Origin of the sequence: Gloeotrichia echinulata CP02, from assembly GCA_038087035.1 — a bacterium.
Classification (GTDB): Bacteria; Cyanobacteriota; Cyanobacteriia; order Cyanobacteriales; family Nostocaceae; genus Gloeotrichia; species Gloeotrichia echinulata.
The window spans coordinates 5,988,240-6,012,175 of record CP051187.1 but is presented as its reverse complement, the minus strand read 5'-3'; the positions used below and the strand labels follow the sequence as shown (position 1 = coordinate 6,012,175).

The following is a 23,936-nucleotide window of genomic DNA, read 5'->3' as shown; positions in this document are numbered from 1 at the left end:
TAAGCAGTGTAGGCGTTGAGAATTTCGGCTACTTCACAATGAAGACTGAGGCTCAGGCGATCGCTCGCTTCGGGATACAATTCTCTTAGCTTGGTTAGACCGCGCATAATGAATTCAAAATGAGCAAAGTCATACCTTTCTTCTTTGTTTATCATCAAGAAGAGGTTTTGTTGTTCAGAAAGACCATGCAAACCATAACCGCCGTAAAACATAAAAATTTTAAATGAGCCAATTCCATACTCCTCAAATAGCATTTGCATTTCATCAATATGCTGACCGCTAATTGGGGCGATATGATAGCCGTAATCAACAAAAAAATTACCTTGTGATAGTGCTAACACTTCTGGGAAAAAATCTTTGTAAGAGCCGCCTTTATTACAATACAGTTCAGTTAGCCTCGAATGATATACACTGTAGGGAACATCCACAATTTTTTCTTATAACGACAATTTTATTCGTGCCGTGCCCCTACGACAATTTTCTTACAAAAATCGGATTGCAGTTTCTTTTGATGTGCGTGGAGATAAAATTTGTAGCTATCGTGAATATTTTGGTAGCGATGGTAAATCGTATTAAGTTGGGTATCTGAAATTTGATTTGTAGTCAGTACTTTAGATAGGGTAGGGTGCGTCAGTACCAATAATATCTGGCGATGTCAAGGATTTCTCGCTTCTGACGCACCCTACAATGTACAAAAATATTAATATTAATTATTCTCAACATTTATTTGATTGATTTCTTTGCACTTAGCCTCTGCAGCTTGATAGGCTTGCAAGTAGTCTTGACCACCTAACATCACATCTCCATAATATTCATAAGGTGCGTCTCCGTAAATTGGTAGGGGGTCATCTTCTGGATAATCTTCTTTCGATTCTTCAATAATCGCTTTCAGTTTCTTTACTGACAAACTCTGTGCGGGAAAGTACCAAAGTTCTTGGGGGTTTTTCTGTAGGTATGGTAGGGTGGGGTCAATAATGCGATCGCTCAACTCAATCCAACCGTGTTCAATCAGTTGGTATGGTTGACCCGCAAAAACTAAAAATCCCTGGACATACTTTGCTCCTTCAGTAACCAGTGCTGCTCTGTAAGCATTATCAAATGGTTTACTAGCTTTGCTTTTGATACGTTCAGCAATTGTGATCGAAAGGGTTTCATCCAATGGTTTATTCATCACCAATGAGAATTAAAGCAGTGATAATCACATCGTAGCAGGATTGGGGACTGGGGATTAGACTCGTCCGAAAATTTACAACACGCTCTGAGCCTGGTTTTGGACAGCGTTGACTGTTAACCAGATCCAACGTAAGAATAAGGGTTTGGGATAATTACTGATAGCAACTATCTGTAAAACTGTTGATAGCTAATTCATAACTTACCTCATGTTTACAACTTTTATGAAAATGGCAAAATTAGCGCACCGATTCTGAGTCGAACCAATCCACAAATGGTAAGAATTACCTGCTCGTAAGTTCGAGAATGAAGTGGAAATCTTTCCCGTGCAATCTGGAAAATTTTGACGAGTCTAATTACGTGTTCAACAAAGATGCGTTTACTCGAAAACTCTTTGTTTTCTGCTTTTTGCTTTGTAGTTAATTCTGCTTTTCGTGGCTTCTTATGGGGAGTCGTAATATTCTCTCCTCCTTGATACGCCTTATCACCTTCAAACATTTGGTCGGCTTCAAACTTTTCTTGTTGCTCCCGAAACAAGCTAATGTCACTTGTCGGACCCTTCTCTCCCACCTCTACATCGACAATATCTTTTCCTTCTGGTAGGATAATAAATTGGTTTTTAAATGTGTGCTGTTTCTTCTTGACTGAGAAATATTCTTTCTGTTCCTGATTGTTGCAAGGGCGTTCCCGTGGTTGTTCCATGCTGTCCACGATTAATTGAAATTCTTTCAATAGTTCTAAGGCGATCGCGTAATCACTGTGATTTTTTTCAACTTGATCGAGCAGGCTAGCAGGTAATATCTCCCCTAATACCCCTAGCCAGTAATGAAACGTATCATTAGCCTCAGTTTTTGATATTCCAAATTGTCACCCTAAAACCTCAAATGTTGGCATTTGTCTCAAGTAAAATAAACATAAACATACCTCTTCCTTTATCTCTAGTTTCGGTTTACGTCCTCCTCCTTTCTGATTTATACGCACCTTATTACGTTCTATCTCAGCTTGAATTTGTTTATGATGGATCTCGGCTTGGGCTAATAAGTCTCGAAACTGGTCGTTGCTTATTCCGAGCATTTGTTTTGCGCGGTGCGGATATTGTTGAATATAATGAAGTGGATTTTTCATTTTGGTAGACGGTCAAAATTCCGTTCTACCATTTTTTGGGCACCCAGATAATATTCCGGACAGGTCTATTGGGGAGTATATTGTGGGTTTCACCTGCTATATAAATCCGGCTCTTGCGTGTGTAGCGTGCTTAATTATTAATGAAAGTCGATTAAATTGCTTTAATAACAAGGCTTACAGGCGTTTATAATTTGATTTTTAGTAACAGTAGCTCAAATACAAAAAATAATGGCTTTTATCGGAGCCACACAAGGGTTTCAAACTTATTTTTTAACAAATTCAGCACGCTAAGTACGGAAGAGCCAATCTCGCATCACTTTTCGTCTTCGTTGTGATTTCGCCAATACCAAAGGCTAAAGAAAACTTTTCGCCTTCATGAGACACACCAACATCACCAACCATCGGCAGCTTGAGTTTAACACCTGTAACATCAGCGTTCAACATCTTCAATGCACCTTGCAACAATTCCTTTAAAATCGTTGGTTCAGCAATGTTAATTTTATCCAAACTTTGACTGACACGACGAGCGATGCCGAAGGCGGGCGTAGCCATCGCCAACAGAAAATCACCAATATCCACATCAGCCATTTCTAAATCTTGACTCGATTCAAAATAAACTACATGGAAACCAGCTACTTCTAATTCTGCTTTTAATCGCAGCAATTCTGTAGATTTTCCACACCCAATATGTCCAGTAAATAAAACACAAGTTGGTTCATCAGGAGAGAAATAGGCAATATTATCTTTCAGTTCCTCAATAATCTTACCGCCGCGTACCGAAGAAAAATCAATATAATACTTCTGGTCTTCAATATTTTCTACCACCAGAGTTTTACTGGGATTCGTAGCTTGAAAAAATTTACGCAAATCTACAGCCATATTCATTCTCCTGTAGGTTTTATCACGTTAATTGCGAGATATATTTACCAGCAGATCAGAGAATTTTTTGAGCAAAAATACCTAAAAATAAAGATATATTCTTGACAATTAACCATCCAATATTAGTTTAGGAAATTACTCATTGTGAGTGATTTTAAATACAATTATCATTATTTGTAATCCATAATTCATAATTCATAATTTGTCATTACCTTTTCGTCAGGCTTTGTTCTGCTTTTCTCTATTCCCCAACCCCTGGTAACTGAGCGGAGCCGAAGTGCAATCCCCAATCCCTATTCCCGATCGCGTTCCCATTCCTCAATTACTTTTTGCACATACCACTCCTGTGACATCCCAGGATAGTAATCCTCCTGCTGCTGTATCATTCGTTCGGCGATTTCCCAATGTCCGCCAACTAGACGCAAAAGCTTTTGGCGTAGTAACTTATACTTTTGATTTTTGGTTTCTGGCGTAGATGTATGTATTTTCTGGAGGTTATCTAAAACTTCCTGGTAATTATCCCAGTCTTCTTGTTCACAAAAGATACTAGCGGCTTGCTGATAATCTGCTACTGCTTGTTGCATTTCTTCTAAACAAGTATAGGCAATACCACGATTGAAATAAGCTTGGGGATTCGCGGAATCAATTTGTAGGGCTTGGGTGTAATCTTGAATTGCACCGAGATAATTACCAGCTGCGCGATAGGCATTTCCTCTGGCAATATAGACTAAGGCATCCTGGGGTTGAATTTGGATAGCTTGGTTAAAATCGGCGATCGCGCCAGTATAATCACCCAAAACAGAACGTGCTTTACCTCGATTACGATAGACAATCGCATCTTGAAAATTCAATCCCAGTGCTTGGTTAAAATCGGCGATCGCTTCCCGATAATTCCCCATTTTGCAACGCACCACCCCACGACAGCAATAAGCTTGTGCATCTTGCGGATCGGTTTGCAACACCCAGTTTAAATCTTCCATAGCCTCACGGGTGTCTCCCTTTTCGGCCTTGTCTAATAATTGTCGGAAATATTCTTTTTCTGATTGGATCGGTACACTTATAGAAGTTGGAGGCTGAACAGCTGGTTTAACTACTGGTTGTAGCTGTTTCATCCTTTCAAGACATAGGCGACAATTTTCTTTATCTTTTTGCTGTAAATATAATTCTGCTGCTTGTTTAAAATTGGCGATCGCATCTTGAATATACCCCTGTTTACGCCGCACCATTCCCCGCAAACTATAAGCAGCAGCATAATTGCGATTCAGACGAATAGCGCGTTCCACATCCTCCAACGCACCCGGAAGATTTTTCAGCCCCACCCTAGCCAATGCGCGAGAATAATAAGCCTCTACACTTTCGGGATTCAGCTTCAGGACTTCGGTGAAATCTGACACAGCTTGCAGAATTGCTCCTGAATCATAATACGCCAAACCCCGTTGAAAATAAGCTGGGGCAAAGTCAGGTATCAAGACCAAAGCACGGCTAAATTCCTCAATAGCCCCAGCATAGTCCTTTTGCTTCGCCTTTTCCAATCCCCGATTGTAGAATTCGTCATTCATAGCCTTTGGTAAATCTTTAATAAGGTGCGTTACGGTTTTAGCCTAACGCACCCAGACAAAAAGTACCCAATCATAATATAAGTAGTAATCATATTAGGTATTAATTCCAATTCAATGAGTAATGAGTAATGAGTAATGAGTAATGAGTAATGAGTAATGAGTAATGAGTAATGAGTAATGAGTAATGAGTAATGAGTAATGAGTAATGAGTAATGAGTAATGAGTAATGAGTAATGAGTAATGAGTAATGAGTAATGAGTAATGAGTAATGAGTAATGAGTAATGAGTAATGAGTAATGAGTAATGAGTAATGAGTAATGAGTCATTACTTTTTGTCAATCCTACTAGAGATGCGCTTACCCTGTGCGGAATGTGGGATTAAAACCACAGATGCACACAAATAAACACCGATTAATTATCTGTATTAATCGGTGTTTATCTGTGGTTTTATTTTGACAGTACTTACGCAAATGGCACATTTATCTAAAAACTGTCACATATAACTAATTTGGCTCTAATGCTGATAAATCAAAGCTTACAAGCATTAAGTTTTAATTGAAATATATGTGCCAGTTGACATTCTTTTGTGACACTTGCGTAAGTCCTATTTGATTAGATTGACTCTATTCCCCCCAAACCCTAACCAATGACCAATGACAAATGACCAATGACAAATGACAAATGACAAATGACAAATGACCAATGACAAATGACAAATGACCAATGACAAATGACAAATAACCAGGTTTATTTGCGCCGATCTACTTACTCAACCAGCAAGCTAGGAGAAGTCAGCACAAAAACATCCCTGATTCCCTGAGCATCAGTCAGCGGTTTAATGGGATTAGCAAAGTGGAAAAACTCATGATCGTTGACCAATAAAAGCTCTCCCGGATGCAAAACTTTCTTAAAAATCGGCTTTTCTTTTTTAGCCGTGAACAATTGTGTTTCGCCGCCTTGAATATTTTCTCTAGCCACAGAGAATATCCCGATAAAATCAGTACCATCTTGATGAATACCTTCCGGTGCTGGATTACTGAAATTATCTGGCGAACAGCTAATTCTAATCTGATGCACTCCTATTTCCGCTTCTGGGTGCAGTTTACAGGAATCACTAAATGCCAAAATCATTTTTTGAAAGATATCTAGTTCTATCAGTGCATCATCTAATTCTGCAAACTCTCTTTTGACATCACCAACTAAGGGATTATATTCTTTACTTTGGAACAGATAGCCATGAGGTAGTTTAATTATCTTATCCCCAGAAACGGTGAAACGAGATAATCTTCTCAATCGATACTTACCTTTGATGTAAGGATCAAGAGGTAAATCGTTAAAAAATGGCTTAAACTCTTCTGTATTAATTGAATTTACCTTTCTCAGCGTAAATAGAAAGGCATATTCCAATTCCGTTGTTAAGCGAATTTGTTGCATAGGATTGACCTCCTTGCATGTTGCAACCCTCCCGAATTTTTTCTGATGGGAGGTTTATAACACCCACTATAGGCTAATTATTATTAAGTTGTTGTAAAAATAAGTACAAAAATTGTCAGTTTATGATATACAAGGCTAAAAATTTGAGGGTTGAAAGTATAGCAATCGCCAAGGCGGTTAGGATAAGGCATGAGTGAAAATTGGTGTAATAAGTTACAGCAATTTTCACGCAATAACCACAGATCTTCGTAGGGGCGCAAGGCCTTGCGCCCCAAAAGCGTGGTCTATTTACCTGAAAATTGCTGTAACTTAATAACTAACAACAGACAACAGACACAAATGATTGATTGGCTTTACCGCTACCCACAGCTTTATCCTGGTATTCTACACAAACGCTACAAGCGGTTTTTTGCCGATGTTGAACTGGCGACTGGGGAGATAGTCACAGCACACTGTCCCAATACAGGACCAATGACGGGAGTATCAACTCCTGGTAGTGCGGTACAGGTTTCTTTGAGTGATAATCCTCAGCGCAAACTCGCCTACACTTTAGAATTGATTCAGGTGGATGATCATCAACCGACTTGGGTAGGGGTGAATACTGCTTTGCCCAATCGGGTAATTAAGCTAGCTTTAGAGAAACATCTTTTCGCTGAATTGGGGAACTATACCCACATCAAAGGCGAGGTGGTTTATGGACAAGATAAAAAAAGTCGGGTGGATTTTTTCTTGACAGGAGAGGAACGCCCGATTTATTTAGAAGTAAAAAACACAACTTGGTCTGCAGGAACTCTAGCCTTGTTTCCTGACACAGAGACAACAAGGGGACAAAAGCACTTGCGGGAACTAATGGCGCTTTTACCTCAAAGTCGTGCAGTCATGCTTTATTTTATCAATCGTGGTGATTGTAAAGAGTTTACCTCTGGTGATAGTGCAGACCCTATATATGGTAAATTATTAAGAGAGGCTATATCCCTCGGTTTAGAAGTATTACCCTGCCGATTTGAAATTTCTCCAGAAGGTATCCGTTATTTGGGTTTGGCAAAACTGCGTATACCAATAATATCATGTCCGGTCAATTACCCATAATAAAACACCCCACCCCCAACCCCTAAGCGCAAGCGCTTAGGGGAGAAAAAGCACAGCTTTGGCGGGTTGGGGTTCTTCAGGTTTAGTAAGTAATTAAGCGGACATGATACAAGTGATGAACAAGGAGAACGCATTATTTAACGCCACGTCTGGCAATACACATTAATGATAATCCGCCAGCAGGTGAGTTAGGATTGAGGCCAGACAACCATTGACCGAGGCGATATTTGAACTCAGCGCGGCCATAATTGCCTTGCAACACCTCTGCCCCTACACTATGATTATGTGGATATACTTTTACTGTAAAGCCAAGAGGCTCCAAAGTTTGGTGGTACAGTTCTCGGACTACACCATCACCCGGTTTGTGGTGAATTTCACTCTTGATCATCGCACCATGTTCTGCTTGCGACATATATTTGCCACAATACATTAATCTATATAATGGTGCCCGGATTTTATACAAAAGCATTCCTAGACCTTTCCAGTTCCAGGCGGTATGCTGCGGATCATGGTCAGTAACCAGCAACCCACCAGGACGAACTAGACGCGCAGCTTCTGCTAAAACCATGGCCATATTTTCGCAATGGTGTAATGCAGCATTCATGACGACAATATCTGCAAATCCTTCGATAAATGGTAAATTGTGGGCGTCTGCCAAGATAGGTGTGTAGCCTATATTTTGCGCCATTTTTAGACAGGTGGGCGAGATATCCACACCAATCAATAGTCGTGGTGAACCACCCAGCGTTGCATACAGATTGCCAGGACCGCAGCCAATATCCACAACTATCTTATCATCCCAACTACCCGTCGCGGCCTGCCAGCATTCTTTGAAAATATTGTCCCGGTGTAAGTGATCGAAATAGGCTTTTGTCAATTGAGGGTTATCGTAGAAATTCAGATTAGCTTTGATTGCTGGACTAGCATCAGGAATCTGGGACATAGGAATGCTTCCTGCTTCCCAATTAATTACGGCATCCTTGGCAAGATATTTAGTCAATATTGAAACTGAGGTAATTTTTGTCATTAAAATCAGCCCTACAAATCTAGGTAAAAATTCTCAGACGTTTTGTTTTACAACTAGAATTATAAGGCATTTTTCAGTTAATAGCTAGTTTATATTATACTTGACACTTTATTTTTACTTAGGTATTAATACAAAAATTGTAGTATAATAAAATACATATAAATAAAAGATGCCAAACTAAGTAAGTCGGCGCGAAAAAACAAAACTATATTACGAAACTTAAATATGCCCCAAATGTTTACCAATGACCAATGACCAATGACAAATGACGAAGAAAGCCAGTATGGTTCAATATTTGAATATCTTGAATCAGGAATGCCCTGTATTCTAGACCTAGGGTGTGTTATACCATAGGCTAACGCACCCTTGAATTCATTGGTAACGCAGGTATAATAAGGTGCAGATTATTTGCTAAAATTCGTCCCTAATAACTATTTTCTCTGCGACCTCTGCGTCTGAAGCGGTTCAATAATTTTAAACCATGCCCACCCAACGCACAATTCAAAGTATATACACCGATGGCGCTTGCACCGGCAACCCTGGCCCTGGGGGTTGGGGAGTAGTCGTCTACTTCAATGATGGCACAATTCATGAAATGGGGGATGGAGCCAGCCACACCACCAATAATAAAATGGAAATGCAAGCAGCGATCGCCGCCCTGCAATTCCTGAAAGAATCAAAACAAACAGAACCCATCACCCTCAACACCGATAGCGAATATGTAATTAACTGCGCCACCAAATGGGTCAAAGGCTGGAAAAAGAAAGGCTGGAAAAAAGCCGATGGGAACCCAGTCCAGAATCAAGAATTGTTGGAAACCCTAGATGAACTTAATAGCCGCCTGGTCAATTGGCAACATGTGCGGGGACATTCTGGTAACATAGGCAACGAACGCTGTGATGCGATCGCTCGTGCCTTTGCGGCTGGTAGTATACCATATCTCAAACAATTATCTTCCAGCAATTGTGATCAATCTTTACCATCCATAAGTCAAACAAATGTAGCAAAAGTATCTGATATTGACACAACCTCGACAATAATTAACAGAAGCAAACAAGAAATCAGTACAGTTGCAACAGAAATTACCATGACGGAGCCAAATATCCCGCCTACACCCGCTACAATCGAAGATAAACCAGCTGAGATGAGGGTAGCGCAACTCCGCAACTTAATCGAAACACTACATATTGCCGACGAAATCGCCGAAAAAGGCTACTTAATCACCAGTTCCGAACTAGCAGACCTCATGGACGTTCACGCCAGCGCCGTCACCAGTCGCGGAGACGAATGGCGCTGGCGAAACTGGATAGTTTCACGGGTACGACGTGAAGGTAATCAAATTCTCTGGGAACTGGAACGCGCTGACCAAATAGCAGGTGAAAATGAGTGAGAAATAGGGATTGGGGATTGGGGATTGGATTAATTTACTCTGGACCCCTAACTCCTAACTCCTAACTATATTTGCCTTCCCGTAGGGTACGAAGTGTTTGCGTTAGCGTCCCGTAGGCATTAATTACTACCGGGAAGCCGCTCCGCGTCTACGCTGCACTACGTTTGACTCAGTTTGCGTAAGTACTGTCAATAAAACCCGCTCTGTAATATTTATTTACCAGGTGTATTATTTTGCCTGTCTTGTAGGCTGAAACCCATATAGCTCGCTGGTTTTAGCACCTTACCAAATCGCGTTGCTCCCTGAAAAAAGACCTCTAACTCGAAAAGTTCAGGAATCGCCTTCCAGAATCGTCATATAGAACCCATTTGACATCTAAGAAGGTGCTGCAAGCCTCTTACAGCGATTTTCAGGTAAATGAACCACATTTTTATATCTAATGAACACAGAAACGGTAGGGGCGCAAGGTAGGGGCGCAAGGCCTTGCGCCCCTACGGTGTGGTTATGTCCTGAAAACTGCTGTAAACGCCTAAAATTTGTTAAATAACAAAGGGTTCAAGTTCATAATTATGCCACTGTCGCTGATACCATTCGGCAATCAAAGGGCGGATAATAAATTTGGGTTGGTTTCCGCCCTTGACATCAATGCGTAAACATGAATAGGGTCTTCGCTTCTGAGAACCTTGACCATTGCGACCGATGAAGAATTGCGATCGCGCTATTAATTTATCTGCATTCCCAATATTCTCGATCAAATCTGGTCCCTCAGTCCGCTGGCGTCGGAGACTAAACCCACTACCACCACAAATCAGCCAGTGCATATGAGCATCAGCGTGTCCTGTGTCCAATGTTTGCAGGTATTCTAAACAATGTGCGTGACCATTTAACACCAAATTAACTAAAGGACGCCCCTGAGTCAATCCACCTAGTACTTCTGCAACCTCATCCAACACACCGCGTAGGTGGCTACGAATTGCTAAGGTTTGGGACTGTTGCCATTTTGTGGCTTCGGTGACATAAGGTGGATGATGGAAATAAATTACCCTTCCCCGCACTTCAGGGGTATTCCAAGATTCTATAAGTCTGTGCTTGAGCCATTCCAGTTGTTCTGTATCAGTTTGGGTTGTTTGTTGTGAAGTGAGTTGTTTGTTGATATCAACAATAATTTCTTCAATTTGCGACAATTTAGCCTGTAAGTCGTCCAATTCCTCAGCTTGACTGGGGTTATCAGGATTAATCTGCGCTGAAGTCTCCAGGATTTGTTGCTTCTGGTGTTCTAAATCTGCACGTCGCTTGATTAATAGATGACGTTGAGCAACGCCATCTTGTGTAGTTGGCAGTGGTGACGGATCGTTAAATGTATTAGAATCCAAAGCAAAGAAGTCAATACCACCATAACGAAAGGTATAATAGCGATTTGGCAGACGGGTAAAGCGTCCAGGCTGATAAGCAAGACAAATACCTGTGTCTGTTTTGGCAGTGTAGTATTTATTTATATGCTCGGCTAGTTCTGTCGGCTGTTGATACGCCTTGAGATAATCCAGAAAAGCCCTTGCATAGGCGTCACCGCTTCTGGAACCATGTAAACCAACATTCAGTTCTAAACGCGATCGCAATAGCCGCCGAATTGGTAAAGTTGTCAAAGACAGCAAGCTCAATAAAATCGGCAGGTCATAGTAATCATGATTTCCCGGTACTGGTAAAATAGGCAGAGTGAAAACCATCTGGTCATAAGCGATCTGTTGCGGATGTTCTCCACCCACCAGAAACTCTCGGTAAGGGTTAATAAAATTTTTTTGGTAGAACTCACTCGACCCCACCAAATAAATTACATCCCCCGTATGCAACATAAAACGGCATTGATCGCGATGAGGTAGCATCAGTTCAGCCACTCGTCGTTGGGGATTATGTCTGGGATGTGTTCCTGAACCACTATCACCGATAACCAAAAACGAAAACTCATCATCATCCCCTTGACCATCATCCAGCATTAGCCGAGTCTGGTCAATGCCCCGTTCCAGAATTAACGGGTTTTGCCATTGTACCCGCTGTTTCATCTTGTGAATTTTTTTGGCGATGGACGGTTCTGACACAAGTTTCAAAGCTACTAACTCCTGAATTTTGCGATTTCTGGCTCTAATATTGCTCGAATCTGTACTAATTGTTGTTCTGGGTCTCCCTGATCTGCAACTGGATTAAAAATCAGGTGAGCGGAACGTTTCATAAGTATAAAAAGTGAATTAGGAAAAATAAAATAGGTAGTTAAACTTAAAAAACGCAAAATGTTTGTAGTTGCGCTACCCTAAAGGTAAAGTTTCTCTACCTTCCCTGCGTGACGCGGAGCGTGTCGTAGACAGAGGCTACGCCATCGCTAATAGGGCTATTACGATCATTTTATATTTAATTACTTACTCATCAAATTATTCTTAACAACTTTGTAAGATATAAACTTCTCCCTAGCGATAGGTTTTTTGATGTTTGACACTCCCACAGCCAGATTTTCTGCTATTGTTTGGCTATACATAATTTGATTTATTACTATGCGTCAGTTATTACCTACTGTTATCTCTATGCTAACCTTCAGCAGTTTATCTACCGCTGCTGTGACAATGGCAAACTCAACGCCTGATATGCCAAAAATCTACTTAAGTCAAAAGCTCAACTGTAATAATGCTCAAACTCAGTTAGAAATCAATCAATGCGCTTTGTTCTCTTATCAAAATGCCGATAAAAAATTGAATCGAGTTTATCAACAACTCTTGCCAAAGTTAGACAAATACAGAAAACAAAAATTAATTAATGCACAGCAGACCTGGATTAAGTTCCGCGATGCGAGTTGTGAGTTTGAAAGAAGTGGATATGAAGGGGGAAGTATCGCTCCGACAATTTATTTTGGTTGTTTAGAAAAGACTACACAACAGCGCACACAACAATTACAGGAATATCTTAAATCTGATACTTAATTAGATTTATTGGAAGTCGGCGGTTTATCCATCCCCAATGAGTACTCATTACTCATTACTCATTACTCATTACTCCTTACTCCTTACTCCTTACTCCTTACTCCTTACTCCTTACTCCTTACTCCTTACTCCTTACTCATTACTCCTTACTCCTTACTCCTTACTCCTTACTCCTTACTCCTTACTCATTACTCATTACTCATTACTCATTACTCATTACTCCTTACTCCTTACTCCTTACTCCTTACTCCTTACTCATTACTCCTTACTCCTTACTCCTTACTCCTTACTCCTTACTCATTACTCATTACTCCTTACTCATTACTCATTACTCCTTACTCATTACTCATTACTCCTTACTCCTTACTCCTTACTCCTTACTCCTTACTCCTTACTCCTTACTCCTTACTCCTTACTCATTACTCCTTACTCATGACTTAAGTCAACTGAGAACCGCTATATGGCCTTAATTGCAAAATTTAAGATTATCTTAATGTTATATTGTCTATTTATTTTGCTTAACTGGAGCAGAAATGATTGACTAGGTAAGTATATGGTAATCCAATTAATTCTGGATAGTGTAAGTTATCATTGGTTTTAACATCATGAAAAAATCCTTGTTAATAGTAATAGGCTTCCTCACGTTTATTGTATGTACTACCCTGACTATACAATTATCCAAAGCAGCTCCAGCAGTTAACGAGTGGTCAGATTACACAACAGCAACAGCAGCAGCTTATTGTCTAGCGAAACACCCTTATCGGACGACTTACACAGGCCCATATACGCCAGACGGCTATGAGATTGCTGCTGCTCCTGGAATTGTCGGCGCTGTTCGTCGTAATTTTGTCTTTAACAGAACATCAACCTTGACGGATCAAGGAAATGGTCAAACCTGCGCTCAAGCCTGTGGGGAATTTGGAAAACTTTACGGTGCTTCCTTAACAGGGAAATCACTTACCCAAAAGGTGGGTACAACAACATTCGCAAGTGGTATAGGAGACATTGCTGCATTAGCAGTCAAAGACAATGATTTTTCTTTAAGTACCACAGTCGTTGCTGGTATATGGTCGAGAGCCAATACCTTTCAGGAATCCGATGTTGCTCAGGCAGACTTTTGTTGTTGTCAAGCTCAGTAATACCAATTTAATGTGAAGTTGCACATATCTCGATCCTCCTAAATCCACACGATATGATACCAGCTGTAGGGGCACGGCATTGCCGTGCCCCTACGCGAAATCTACATGTGTCAGCGTTTTAGTGGTATTGTATAAGACTTTGAAAACACGCCCTAGGGGGGATCGAATTCTATGCAGCTTCATAAAAAATTGGTATAAGTAGATCAACTACTGAACCTTACTTGCTTGGGTCGTGATTTGTCAAAAGTCATTGGTAATCAATACGAAAATTTCTTGTGCTGTCAAGGGGTTCCCTGGCTGACGTACCCTTCATATGCTACTGCTCAAGAAACAACTTCTCAAAACCTACGCACTATTGGGGGGTGGGGTTCTTGTTTGGCGAAAACAAAATTGATATTTGTAACACATTTTGCGCTATGAGTAGATAAATGTGAAACAATTAGGAGAGAGCTAATACATGGCTCGCACCCCCACATTAAATTTTGATCGTGGCACATTAATTTTACACCCACCGCCACGGGGCAAGGCCTGGATGGACTATGCCACATGGGATGATAGAGTGGAAAAATTCCGCATTCCGGCGATGAGATATCGTGCTGTGGTGGAAGCGTTGCAATCTGAAGAAATTAATTTTATTGATGAGGCTAAGGAATTTTATCCGGTAGAGTTGGTTCCTAGTCTGGAAATGACTCCCTATCCCCACCAGAGTGAGGCGTTAGCGGCTTGGAAACTGGCCGGAAGACAGGGGGTTGTGGTGCTTCCCACTGCAGCGGGTAAGACTTATTTAGCACAAATGGCGATGCAGGCGACACCCCGCACTACTTTAATTGTGGTGCCTACTTTGGATTTGATGCATCAGTGGTATGCTCATCTAGTGGCTGCCTTTCCTGATGCTGATGTGGGGTTGCTGGGGGGTGGTTCACGGGATAAAACGGCGATTTTGGTTGCAACTTACGATAGTGCGGCTATTCACGCCGAAAGCTTGGGAAATAAATATGCTTTGGTGATTTTTGACGAATGTCACCATTTACCGACGGATTTTAGTCGGGTGATTGCTGAATATGCGATCGCACCCTATCGTTTAGGACTGTCGGCTACACCAGAACGTACCGATGGTAAACATGCTGACTTAAATATCCTCATTGGTAGAGAAGTATATCGCAAACGGGCTGAAGATTTAGCGGGGAATGCCTTAGCAGATCATGAAATTGTCCAAATTAAGGTGAAATTATCGCCCCATGAGCGCCAAAGATACAACCAATTAATTCAAGTCCGCAATGATTTTCTACGGGAATCCAGAATTTCTTTGGGGAGTATTCAAGGTTGGCAAAGTTTTGTACAAATGAGTGCTAGGTCGCAAACTGGACGTAGAGCTATGTTAGCTCATCGCGAAGCCAAGGAAATCGCTTTGGGTACTGATGGTAAGTTAAGAATTTTGGCGAATTTGTTGGCGGAACATTATCCTGCAAGAATTTTAATTTTTACGGCTGATAATGCTACGGTTTATCGCATTTCTCAAGATTTGCTAATTCCTTCTATTACTCATCAAACGCCGGTGAAGGAACGTCATGAAATTTTAAGTAAGTTTCGGGAGGGTGAATATAATACTTTGATTGCTTCTCATGTGTTGAATGAGGGTGTTGATGTGCCTGCGGCTTCTGTTGCTATTATTTTATCTGGTACTGGTTCGACGCGAGAATATATTCAGCGTTTGGGGAGGGTTTTAAGAAAGGGAAATATTGAAAATAAGCAGGCGATTTTATATGAGGTGGTGGCTGAGGATACTAGTGAGGAGGGAACTTCGGCGCGGCGTCGCGGGGAACAGAAAAGTAATGAACCGCAGAGGCGCCCTGAACGCAAAAGGGAGAAGGAAAAGAGGGGGAATTTGCATATTGTGCAGCCGATTTATGGGGTTGAGAAGGAAAGGAGTTATCGGGCTGCTGAACAGTTAGAAATTAAGTATTCAGTGGAAGATAAAAAATCGAAACCGGGAAGTTCAGATGTTACCGACAGATTTACTGATGCATCGCCACAATGGGGAGGAAATAATTCCCAAGAGGCTGAAGATTGATGATAAAGAGTTGGCGTTGGCGACGGAGTTGATTAATTATTTTCAAGGTGCTGTGGGGAAGTCTCAAGGTGTTTTGGAACGTCAATTGGCTGAGTTTGAGGGGGATACGACTGATTATCGGGTGAAGCGGGGTTTGGCTTATATTTTGAAAAGCAGTTTTTGTACTTTTGAGGTGGTTAGTCCAATGGAGCCACCAATGTTAAGAGAAAGGGTGTTTGCATTGTCTGCAAAATCTGTTCCAAGTCAGGAATCTACCCTAGTTACTTTGAGTAAAGTTGCTGATGAGTTAAGTCGGGAATTGGAACGGGAAGTTTTACCGGAACAGGTGCTTCAAGGTATATATGCTGATTTGGCTGAAAATAAAATTTTGACGGTTTTTGAGGCACCACCAGCCAAAGATTTATTAAATCGCTATAATTTATCGCAGGTGCAGGTGTGTTTTATAAGGCTAGTAAATTAGTATTAAATGCTCATCGGAATGTTCCGGGAGAATATAAGTTGTTGTTTCGTTATCTTAAGTTATTTCAATTGATGGCTTATATTGAAGGGGATGCTGACCACGGGTTTACAATTTCTATTGATGGACCGACGAGTTTATTTAATTCTAGTACGCGCTATGGGTTGGCGATCGCTAAACTCATCCCCGCCTTACTCCACGTTACCAGATGGAGTCTGGCGGCGACATTACAAACTCGCGACGCCTACACCAATGCTTGGCGAACTGGACGTTTTACTCTCAATTCTGAATGTGGTTTAGTATCTCACTATCCCCCAGGTAAACCTTACGATAGTATGTTAGAAGCATCTTTTGCCGATAAATGGGACGCCCTCAAATCTGACTGGGTATTAGAGCGAGAAGTTGATTTAATCCCCATTCCTGGAAGCGTGATGATTCCCGATTTTCGCTTAGTGCATCGTGATGGTCGCAGCTTTTTATTAGAAATTGTCGGTTATTGGCGACCAGAATATTTACAAAAGAAATTTTATCAGGTGCGACGTGCAGGGTGTGATAACTTAATTTTGGCAATTTCTGAACGGCTAAATTTAGAAAAAGCCGGCGTCAAATTAGATGATGTCCCCGCCAAAATCATTTGGTTTAAAGATAAATTATTACCCAAATCCGTCCTCGCAGTTCTAGAATAATTCAGATGTTTTTCTCAAGTAAAAATAAAATTACTGTAGGGGAGCCAGTAGCAACTGGCGGTGCGTTAGGCTGAAGCCATAACGCACCCTACTAAAATATGATTACTATATTTTTATGATACAAATGGTAAAAATAAATTCAATAAAATTACTAATTCAAAATATAAAACTTCCAGCCAACGGATTTATATTTGTAATCGCCATGTGGCTAATCAGCCGATTGGTAATTATAATTGCCATGCAGGTTGTTACACCTTTAACCTATACATCACCTTTAGAAATATATTGGCGTCCTCTAGGCTTCACACCGGGATTTATCCCTCAACCCAGCTGGGAACTATTCTCCCATTGGGACGGTAAATGGTATCAAACAATTGTCATAAATGGCTATGACTATGCAAATGATGGTAATCAGCATTCTATCGCCTTCTTTCCCCTATTTCCCTTAATCATCCGTGGGGTAATGCTGTTAGGCTTACCCTTTGCAGTCGCAGGGACAATTGTCAATAATCTAGCTTTTCTTGGTGCCCTACTGCTGTTATATTATTGGGCAAAAGAGCGTCATGATACTAATGTTGCTAGATGGGCAACTGCTATCATGGCTTGGTGTCCGTTGTCTTTATATGGTACGATTATTTATACTGAAGGTTTATTTCTGTTTCTCACTACAGCAGCTTTGCGAGCATTTGATAACCGTCAGTATGAATGGGCTGCTGTTTGCGGAGCATTGGCTAGCGCAACTAGAGCAACAGGAATTACACTACTACCAGCATTTCTATTTACGGCTTGGAGAGAACGAAGACCACCAATAGCCTATGCTGCGAGTTTATCTGTAGGACTAGGATTGCTTTCATTCTCCATCTATTGCGCCATTCGTTTCCAAGATCCCTTAGCATTTGCTCATGCACAGAAAGCATGGGCGCAACCGACTTGGTGGGATATATTTCAGGATGCGATATCTGTAGGTAAGGATGGTTTAATTAAAGTTGTGATGGTTTTTGGTGGCGGTTATCTGTTGTGGTACTTCCGCAGCAAACTTACTACTGTTATTGTAGCCTACGGCTTTTGTTCATTGTTACTATTGATATTTTCCGGCGCTTTGCTGTCTGTCCATCGCTACGCTTATGGTATCGTGTCCTTATCACTGGCATTAAGCTTGTTGTTTTGTGAACAGCGCCGTTGGGGATATCTAATTTTAATCTGGTTTGCGATATCCCTGTATTTGTCTGCCATCAACTTTACCATCTGGAACTGGGTAGCGTAGGATTTACAGCGCAATCCGGTGTATTTAGCGCCAAAAATCCTAAATTGTGTGGTTTATTGGCGCTAAGTGAAGCATATTCAGTTTTAAACTTAATTTACCTCTAATGTCAGAGGAAGCATTGATAACTCTTCAATAAGGTTAATAGGTAATTAAGTTTTGACGATCGCAAACAACGGAAATCATGAAAACTAATTACCTGAATCAGCTATCTCAAAAAATAGCTGTGATTGCTGCTATTATCGGCGTGAGTGTTGTCGTTGGCGTTCCAGTCATGGCTCAACCCCATGCTCAACAAACACCACCAACCCAGAGGAGACCCGAACCTAGACAATCTCCACCTACTGGGCAAAGTAACAGATCAAACATCCTCGATATCTTACAAGCTAATACTCCCTTTAGCACCCTAACACAAGCTATACAAGCAGCCGGACTGACAAATACTCTTTCTAAGGGGACTTACACCGTCTTTGCACCCACAGATGAAGCTTTCCAAGCTTTACCTCAAGGTGCGCTAGAATTCCTCACGAAACCAGAAAATAAAAATTTATTGCGCCAAATTTTGCGTTATCATGTAGTACCTGGCAATTTAACTTCTAAAAAATTAAAATCTGGGAGACTCAAAACCCTTGGTGGCGATGTAACTGTTCGTGTGACATCCCAAGGGGTGACTATAAATGATGCAAGTCTCCTCCAAGCAGACATTCCTGCTAAAAATGGAGTGATTCACGCAGTTAATCGTGTAATACTTACCCCACAGCTGCGCCGAACTCTGGAATCTAAATTAGGTACATCACAGCCAACTCCAGGGAGAACTCCTTGATCAATATAGGAAAATAGGTCGTTTCAGGCTTTTATTCATCGTTTTTGGATGGTAGATAGATCTCGAAAGCGGGGTTTAGCATTGCTAAATCCCTAGGACGAATCCCCAGTAAGTAAATTTGCCCCAATCGGCTAAGTTAGCAGTCCGCTCTACCTTTTGGAGAGAAATGTAGGTGCAAACCCTACTTGTGGGCTTTATCCTTTACCGCTTAACGCCTTCACATCTGTCTGCAACTGCTGCAAGTCGCCATGAAGCCGAGAGAATTTATGATTGATTTTTTCGTCTAGGGCATGAATTAGATAATCAATCATTTCCTTTTTTTCTTGAAAACTGGTTAAGTAGACATCAAACCTACTCTCTAAACGGAAAATACGCTCCATCAGGGCATTATTCTGGGAGTCAATGGCTTCGTAGATTTTGGATTCACTTCTGGCGATGCGATAAACCATAGCCAAAAGCGCAAGAGCAAAGCTAAAAAAGGCTATTAAAGTGGGTTCTTGCGTACTTAGCGTGCTTAATTATTAATTTCGGAAGCGATCATCGATAGTCAAAGTGTAAAAAGTGCAGCGATGGTGAGTCAAGACGTAGGTTTTGATTCAGGTAAGAAAATCAAAGGGCGTAAGCGATTTATCACAGTCGATACCTTGGGATTAGTGCTACGAGTCTTGGTTACATCTGCCAATGTGGGTGAGCGCGTTCGCGTTAGCGTCCCGCAGGGAAGGGGGGAAACAAGTTCTCAAACGAGTCAAACAGTCTCAGCCACAATCTCGCTTAACCACCATTTGGGTTGATGGTGGGTTTGATTCTGAGCCTTTCATGCAATGGGTCATGAATTTTTGTCGCTGGATTGTCCAGGTGGTGCTGCGACCAAAGCAAACTAAGGGCTTTATTTTGCTCAAAAAACGTTGGGTGGTGGAACGCACTTTTGGTTGGTTCATGGGATGTCGCCGATTGGCCAGAGATTATGAATTATTGCCCGAAACTTCAGAAACCTTTATCTACCTTGCAATGATCCGTATTATGGTGAAGCGATTGGCTTAATTTTTGACTCCCTAAAACTTAGAAAACATCCTCTAAGACCGTGACCATAATGCAGCGCTGAACATACTTGAGATTGGACTCCGTACCGTGGGGCACACGGGAACGTTAATCGTCTCTGGAGACATCGACCTCTGCATGGGTGGGGAAACTCCTCCGGGTAAGTCGAGTCGTGGAAAGAGAAAGCCTAAGAAGGTAACTTCTTAGAATCCCCTCCCTTTAGGGATGGGGTAGATGTCAACCCGTTTATCACCTTCTGCTGTTAACTGATCTTGGTAATCCTGATTCAATTCAGCTAGTTCTTGATGACGTTCTGCTAAATCTTCTGCAGTTTCTTCCCACGCATCCCCAGGTACTTCGTAGTACATTTCCGGTTCAACTGCGTAGTTGTTCAATAAACCTTCTCTGTCTATCGTATAGCCGTCGGTGGTGCGTATACTGTAAAGATTTGTTTGGTCATCGGTAGGCGCATCTGAAAGACTTTCTTCTGTAGGGACTGTTTTGTACTTATCTCCTTCTCTTTCTCTACGAGCCGCAGTTTCCGCAGGTACAATACCGCGATCATATGTATCTTCTTCAACTCTCTCGGATGAATCTATCGGTTTATTAACAGCTTCATTAGCCATAAATTATGCCCTCATGAAAAAGTTTTTTGAATAACTTTGAAAACTTGATTAGGCTGTTGACAATCATAAATCTACTATCTTTAGACGGTAATTTATTTGCAAATACTGCTAACCGTCAAACGATTTGGGATTTGGGATTTGGGATTTTGGATTGACCCCGACCACAAGGGGCAAACAATTTTAGATTTGGGATACTTCGACTTCGCTCAGTACAAGTTTTGGATTTTGGATTAAATCTAAAATCTAAAATCTAAAATTCTGCGGGGCCTGCAAGGAACCGAAAGAATCTAAAATCTAAAATCTAAAATCTAAAATTGGCTTGGTCAACCGCCAACATTTCTACCCTATCTTTTGGCTGGAGCAACTTGTGCCTTCACTACTACATTTTTCACACCTTTAATTTCCTTAGCTAAAGATTGAATTTTAGCCAATTGTTCCTGATTTGTGACAGTTCCTGATACAGTTATCGTGCCATCTTTGACGGCAGTAACTGTTAGTTGACCATTGGGTATATTCGCCTCTAACTTCGAGCGAACTTCACTAGCTAAGTCGGCTGTAGCTCTATCTGTATCACCGCCAGAGGCATTATTTCGCTGTTCACGGGCGCGAATATCCTCATTTAGTTGTCTTCTGCGGACTTCACTTTGAGCGTCTTTTTGAGCAGCTTCTGTTGCTTCGGGACTCGGTGCTTGTACAGCTTGATTAGGATTATCGGGTGCCGAATCGGCTGTTTTGGAAGGATTTTGACAAGCAGATGCACCAAAAACTAAAAAGCAACTAATTAATAAAGGAGTTAGTTTTTTCATTTGTTTAATTGTTGATATCAATTTGTAAATTATCGACTTGCTTGATGTCTATGGAAATTATTTAATCGAATGGCACAAAGTTTAAGTGAGGAGGATTTTGAATAATTTTTGGCTACTCTCTTATCTTCGTGCCATTTGGATTAGACTTTTTCGTCCCGGCGGTCAATAATCAGTACAGGAGAACTTTCTCTTTGAACTTCTGCAATCGGTGTTTCCTGACGAACACCTCGGTTAAAAGCTGGGCGATTTAAGTTATCTATATCACTGGGGTTATAGATGGCAAATTCTTGGATACCACGATTTTTCAGAATAATTTCAGCTTGCTGAATTTGAACGTCTGTACCATCAACCATGACTAGATAATCGCCTCTTTGGAAGCGATCGCTATAAATTCGCGCCCGATTTTCGGGAATCCCTAAGCCAACGAGTCCCCCAGCAATACTTCCAGCTGCTGCTCCTATTACACCACCAGTCAGCGCTGTCGCCAAAGCCGTCGCTGCTGCGCCACCTGCGATCACAGGACCCACACCAGGTATTGCTAAAGCGCCAAGACCAACTAATAAGCCTCCTAAACCACCTAAAGCACCACCTGTAGCGGCGCCTGCTTTTGCTCCTTCGTCTACCTTCTTCCCTGTGGGTAAATTTTTATCTACACCAGAAACACGACTACCGTTGGTATCTTGAGCAATGATTGAGATTTGGGACATCGGGAAACCAGCATTTCGCAGCTCAGTTAGTGCTGCTTTTGCTTCTGTCCCATGAGAAAATACACCGATAGCCCTTTTAGTTGTTTGTAAAGATGCAGTGGTCGAACCGTTTAGCTTGTAAATTTGCCACTGTTTAATTCCATGACCAGTGAGTATTGCAGCAGCACGCTGGATTTCGGTATCTGTGCCACTAACAATCACGATATATTCGCCTTCATTGATGCGCTCATTGTAGAAGCTAACCCGATGATCTGGAAGTACCCATCGACTAGAATCAAGGCGATCGCCAACATTAATACCTGCAAAACGTTCTCTTCGCAAAGGCTCCCGATTAATTAAAGTAATTTTACTTAAGGGAAAGCCTGCATTTCGCAAATCATTAATTGCTGATTCTGCATCTTCGATATGAGAAAAATAACCAACCGCGTATTCATTCTCAGCCACATTAGTAACATTATTGGTCACATTTTTGCCATCTGGGTGATGATAAACCCCATAGTCTTCGATACCCCGTCGATGGAGAACTTCTTCCGCCTTAGCAATTTCTGCATCATTGCCATCAATGATAACTAAATAGTCTCCTTTTTGCACTCGTTCGTCATAAACTTTCGCTCGTTCTTCGGGAATTCCTAACCCAATTAATCCACCAATTAAACTACCCGCTGCTGCACCAATACCGGCTCCTGCTAACGTCGTAGCTAGAGCAGTTGCTGTGGCTCCCGCAAGCATTATTGGTCCAATTCCCGGAATTGCTAAAGTCCCAAGACCAACTAATAAGCCAGTCAAACCACCCAAAGCACCGCCAGAAAGCGCCCCAACTTTTGCACCTTCATCGGCTAAATCACCAACTTTTTCTCGCACTTGAGTACCAGCAATATTCTCTTGGTGGTCTGCATCCCGTGCGATAATAGAAACTCTGTCCATTGCAAAGCCGGAATCTTTCAATTCCTGCATCGCTTTTTCGGCATCTGGACGATTAGAAAATACGCCTGCAGCACGCTTATGCACACCTACAACCATTTTTTTATTCTCCCAGTTATAAAAAGGAAATATTCGACTGATTCACACTTTTTCTTGAGCGTGGTAAATCTATTTACCCTTATTTCTTGGTATGCTTCATCACTCATGCGGAGTAAGTTTTATCTCTATCAATAGGTAGAGTTAGTATTGGCAAATTACCTATAGCTATCCTCAATTGGTTATAAAAATGGTTGTGAAAAATATTAGTGAATGAATGAAATCACAGGGCGGTTAGAAACCGCATCTACACAAACAAAACCCGCCTGCGCGGGTTTAAAACCAATAAATTCCGTCTTTTTTTCAATTTCATTGACGGGTATTGGGTTTAAAATTTCAATCAGACTGCCATATCACCATCAAGAACTCAAAAATGTGTGATCAAGATCACTGTTTTTCTCAATACACATCACTTTCAAGAAGCGCGGTTATCACGTATGGTAAATGGAAAGTGAAATTATACTGCAAGAGAAAAAACATTGTGGTTATCACTTGACGGTTGTGGGGAGTGATTATTATGTTAGAAAAACTCTTGTTGGCAGCTATATTAACATTTACCCTAAACTTATTTACAGAAATGAGTTGGTCTAATTCCAGTCAGACCAATGTAAAAATCAATTCGCACAATGATGCAGTTTTCACTGTTACCCAAGTAATTAAGTAATATAG

20 protein-coding genes and 7 pseudogenes are annotated in these 23,936 nt (G+C 41.3%); 12 read left to right on the top strand and 15 right to left on the bottom strand.

Translation table 11 applies throughout. The features are described from left to right. Nucleotides 1–5: 5 nt before the first annotated feature. Nucleotides 6–377, bottom strand: a pseudogene (locus tag HEQ19_26755) (hydantoinase). Nucleotides 378–483: 106 nt separating this feature from the next. On the opposite strand from HEQ19_26755, the pseudogene HEQ19_26750 reads away from it, so the two are divergent. Further along, nucleotides 484–576: pseudogene (locus tag HEQ19_26750) on the top strand (nuclear transport factor 2 family protein). A 130-nt stretch (nucleotides 577–706) separates the two neighbouring features. Here HEQ19_26750 and HEQ19_26745 read toward each other — a convergent pair. The 7 genes and pseudogenes from HEQ19_26745 to HEQ19_26720 form a co-directional block, all read right to left on the bottom strand. After that, entirely contained in the window at nucleotides 707–1,171 is a 465-nt protein-coding gene (locus HEQ19_26745) for a hypothetical protein (protein WYM02533.1), read from the bottom strand. Nucleotides 1,172–1,392: 221 nt separating this feature from the next. Next, nucleotides 1,393–1,872 carry a transposase family protein gene (locus HEQ19_31410; protein ID WZI67034.1) on the bottom strand — a complete coding sequence of 160 codons (480 nt, stop codon included), beginning with the start codon at nucleotides 1,870–1,872 and terminating at the stop codon, nucleotides 1,393–1,395. Between the two features lie 165 nt (nucleotides 1,873–2,037). Beyond that, a complete protein-coding gene (locus tag HEQ19_31405; GenBank protein ID WZI67033.1) occupies nucleotides 2,038–2,244 on the bottom strand; it encodes a hypothetical protein in 207 nt (68 codons plus the stop codon). Between the two features lie 354 nt (nucleotides 2,245–2,598). Next, a pseudogene (locus tag HEQ19_26735) lies at nucleotides 2,599–3,174 on the bottom strand (ATP-binding protein). Between the two features lie 293 nt (nucleotides 3,175–3,467). Further along, nucleotides 3,468–4,733 carry a tetratricopeptide repeat protein gene (locus tag HEQ19_26730; GenBank protein WYM02532.1) on the bottom strand — a complete coding sequence of 422 codons (1,266 nt, stop codon included), beginning with the start codon at nucleotides 4,731–4,733 and terminating at the stop codon, nucleotides 3,468–3,470. Between the two features lie 29 nt (nucleotides 4,734–4,762). Then, nucleotides 4,763–5,059, bottom strand: a complete 297-nt coding sequence (locus tag HEQ19_26725; GenBank protein WYM02531.1) for a hypothetical protein — start codon at nucleotides 5,057–5,059, stop codon at nucleotides 4,763–4,765. A 439-nt stretch (nucleotides 5,060–5,498) separates the two neighbouring features. Next, the gene (locus HEQ19_26720) at nucleotides 5,499–6,167 is read right to left on the bottom strand and encodes a 2OG-Fe dioxygenase family protein (GenBank protein ID WYM02530.1); all 669 of its coding nucleotides are present in this window, start codon (nucleotides 6,165–6,167) and stop codon (nucleotides 5,499–5,501) included. A gap of 339 nt (nucleotides 6,168–6,506) precedes the next feature. Between HEQ19_26720 and sfsA the strand changes: the two genes are divergently transcribed. Further along, entirely contained in the window at nucleotides 6,507–7,256 is a 750-nt protein-coding gene (gene sfsA / locus HEQ19_26715; GenBank protein WYM02529.1) for a DNA/RNA nuclease SfsA, read from the top strand. A 133-nt stretch (nucleotides 7,257–7,389) separates the two neighbouring features. Here sfsA and HEQ19_26710 read toward each other — a convergent pair whose 3' ends face one another. Further along, nucleotides 7,390–8,256 carry a class I SAM-dependent methyltransferase gene (locus HEQ19_26710; protein WYM02528.2) on the bottom strand — a complete coding sequence of 289 codons (867 nt, stop codon included), beginning with the start codon at nucleotides 8,254–8,256 and terminating at the stop codon, nucleotides 7,390–7,392. Between the two features lie 508 nt (nucleotides 8,257–8,764). Here HEQ19_26710 and rnhA point away from each other — a divergent pair. Then, nucleotides 8,765–9,673 (top strand): ribonuclease HI, encoded by a 909-nt coding sequence (gene rnhA / locus HEQ19_26705; GenBank protein WYM02527.1) that lies wholly within the window; start codon nucleotides 8,765–8,767, stop codon nucleotides 9,671–9,673. Between the two features lie 539 nt (nucleotides 9,674–10,212). On the opposite strand, the gene HEQ19_26700 is transcribed toward rnhA, so the two are convergent. Further along, entirely contained in the window at nucleotides 10,213–11,775 is a 1,563-nt protein-coding gene (locus HEQ19_26700) for a metallophosphoesterase (protein WYM02526.1), read from the bottom strand. 23 nt (nucleotides 11,776–11,798) lie between these two features. After that, nucleotides 11,799–11,897: pseudogene (locus tag HEQ19_26695) on the bottom strand (lipid kinase). A gap of 316 nt (nucleotides 11,898–12,213) precedes the next feature. Between HEQ19_26695 and HEQ19_26690 the strand changes: the two are divergent. From HEQ19_26690 to HEQ19_26665, 6 genes and pseudogenes are all read left to right on the top strand, one after another. Then, nucleotides 12,214–12,636, top strand: a complete 423-nt coding sequence (locus tag HEQ19_26690; protein ID WYM02525.1) for a lysozyme inhibitor LprI family protein — start codon at nucleotides 12,214–12,216, stop codon at nucleotides 12,634–12,636. A gap of 605 nt (nucleotides 12,637–13,241) precedes the next feature. After that, nucleotides 13,242–13,775 (top strand): hypothetical protein, encoded by a 534-nt coding sequence (locus HEQ19_26685; GenBank protein WYM02524.1) that lies wholly within the window; start codon nucleotides 13,242–13,244, stop codon nucleotides 13,773–13,775. 457 nt (nucleotides 13,776–14,232) lie between these two features. Continuing rightward, the gene (locus HEQ19_26680) at nucleotides 14,233–15,846 is read left to right on the top strand and encodes a DEAD/DEAH box helicase family protein (protein WYM02523.1); all 1,614 of its coding nucleotides are present in this window, start codon (nucleotides 14,233–14,235) and stop codon (nucleotides 15,844–15,846) included. After that, nucleotides 15,776–16,989: pseudogene (locus HEQ19_26675) on the top strand (DUF790 family protein). The gene HEQ19_26680 and the pseudogene HEQ19_26675 overlap by 71 nt, the downstream one beginning before the upstream one ends. A 124-nt stretch (nucleotides 16,990–17,113) precedes the next feature. Continuing rightward, complete coding sequence (locus HEQ19_26670) at nucleotides 17,114–18,253, top strand: hypothetical protein (GenBank protein WYM03644.2); 1,140 nt, start codon at nucleotides 17,114–17,116, stop codon at nucleotides 18,251–18,253. Nucleotides 18,254–18,434: 181 nt separating this feature from the next. Continuing rightward, nucleotides 18,435–19,073, top strand: a complete 639-nt coding sequence (locus HEQ19_26665; protein ID WYM02522.1) for a fasciclin domain-containing protein — start codon at nucleotides 18,435–18,437, stop codon at nucleotides 19,071–19,073. Between the two features lie 194 nt (nucleotides 19,074–19,267). Here the strand turns inward: HEQ19_26665 and HEQ19_26660 are convergent, their stop codons facing one another. Further along, nucleotides 19,268–19,522, bottom strand: a complete 255-nt coding sequence (locus HEQ19_26660) for a hypothetical protein (GenBank protein ID WYM02521.1) — start codon at nucleotides 19,520–19,522, stop codon at nucleotides 19,268–19,270. Between the two features lie 78 nt (nucleotides 19,523–19,600). On the opposite strand from HEQ19_26660, the pseudogene HEQ19_26655 reads away from it, so the two are divergent. Next, a pseudogene (locus HEQ19_26655) lies at nucleotides 19,601–20,114 on the top strand (transposase). A 36-nt stretch (nucleotides 20,115–20,150) separates the two neighbouring features. Further along, nucleotides 20,151–20,318: pseudogene (locus HEQ19_31400) on the top strand (RNA-guided endonuclease TnpB family protein). Here the strand turns inward: HEQ19_31400 and HEQ19_26650 are convergent. The 3 genes from HEQ19_26650 to HEQ19_26635 all read right to left on the bottom strand — a co-directional run bounded on the left by HEQ19_26650 (nucleotide 20,315) and on the right by HEQ19_26635 (nucleotide 23,270). After that, nucleotides 20,315–20,737 carry a hypothetical protein gene (locus HEQ19_26650; GenBank protein WYM02520.1) on the bottom strand — a complete coding sequence of 141 codons (423 nt, stop codon included), beginning with the start codon at nucleotides 20,735–20,737 and terminating at the stop codon, nucleotides 20,315–20,317. The pseudogene HEQ19_31400 and the gene HEQ19_26650 overlap by 4 nt on opposite strands. Nucleotides 20,738–21,081: 344 nt before the next feature. Then, nucleotides 21,082–21,543, bottom strand: coding sequence for a BON domain-containing protein (locus HEQ19_26640; protein WYM02518.1), 462 nt, complete (start codon nucleotides 21,541–21,543; stop codon nucleotides 21,082–21,084). Nucleotides 21,544–21,683: 140 nt separating this feature from the next. Further along, nucleotides 21,684–23,270: a general stress protein gene (locus tag HEQ19_26635; GenBank protein ID WYM02517.1), complete on the bottom strand. Its 1,587-nt coding sequence runs from the start codon at nucleotides 23,268–23,270 to the stop codon at nucleotides 21,684–21,686. Between the two features lie 514 nt (nucleotides 23,271–23,784). On the opposite strand from HEQ19_26635, the gene HEQ19_26630 reads away from it, so the two are divergent. Further along, complete coding sequence (locus HEQ19_26630) at nucleotides 23,785–23,931, top strand: hypothetical protein (GenBank protein ID WYM02516.1); 147 nt, start codon at nucleotides 23,785–23,787, stop codon at nucleotides 23,929–23,931. The last annotated feature ends 5 nt before the right edge of the window (nucleotides 23,932–23,936 follow it).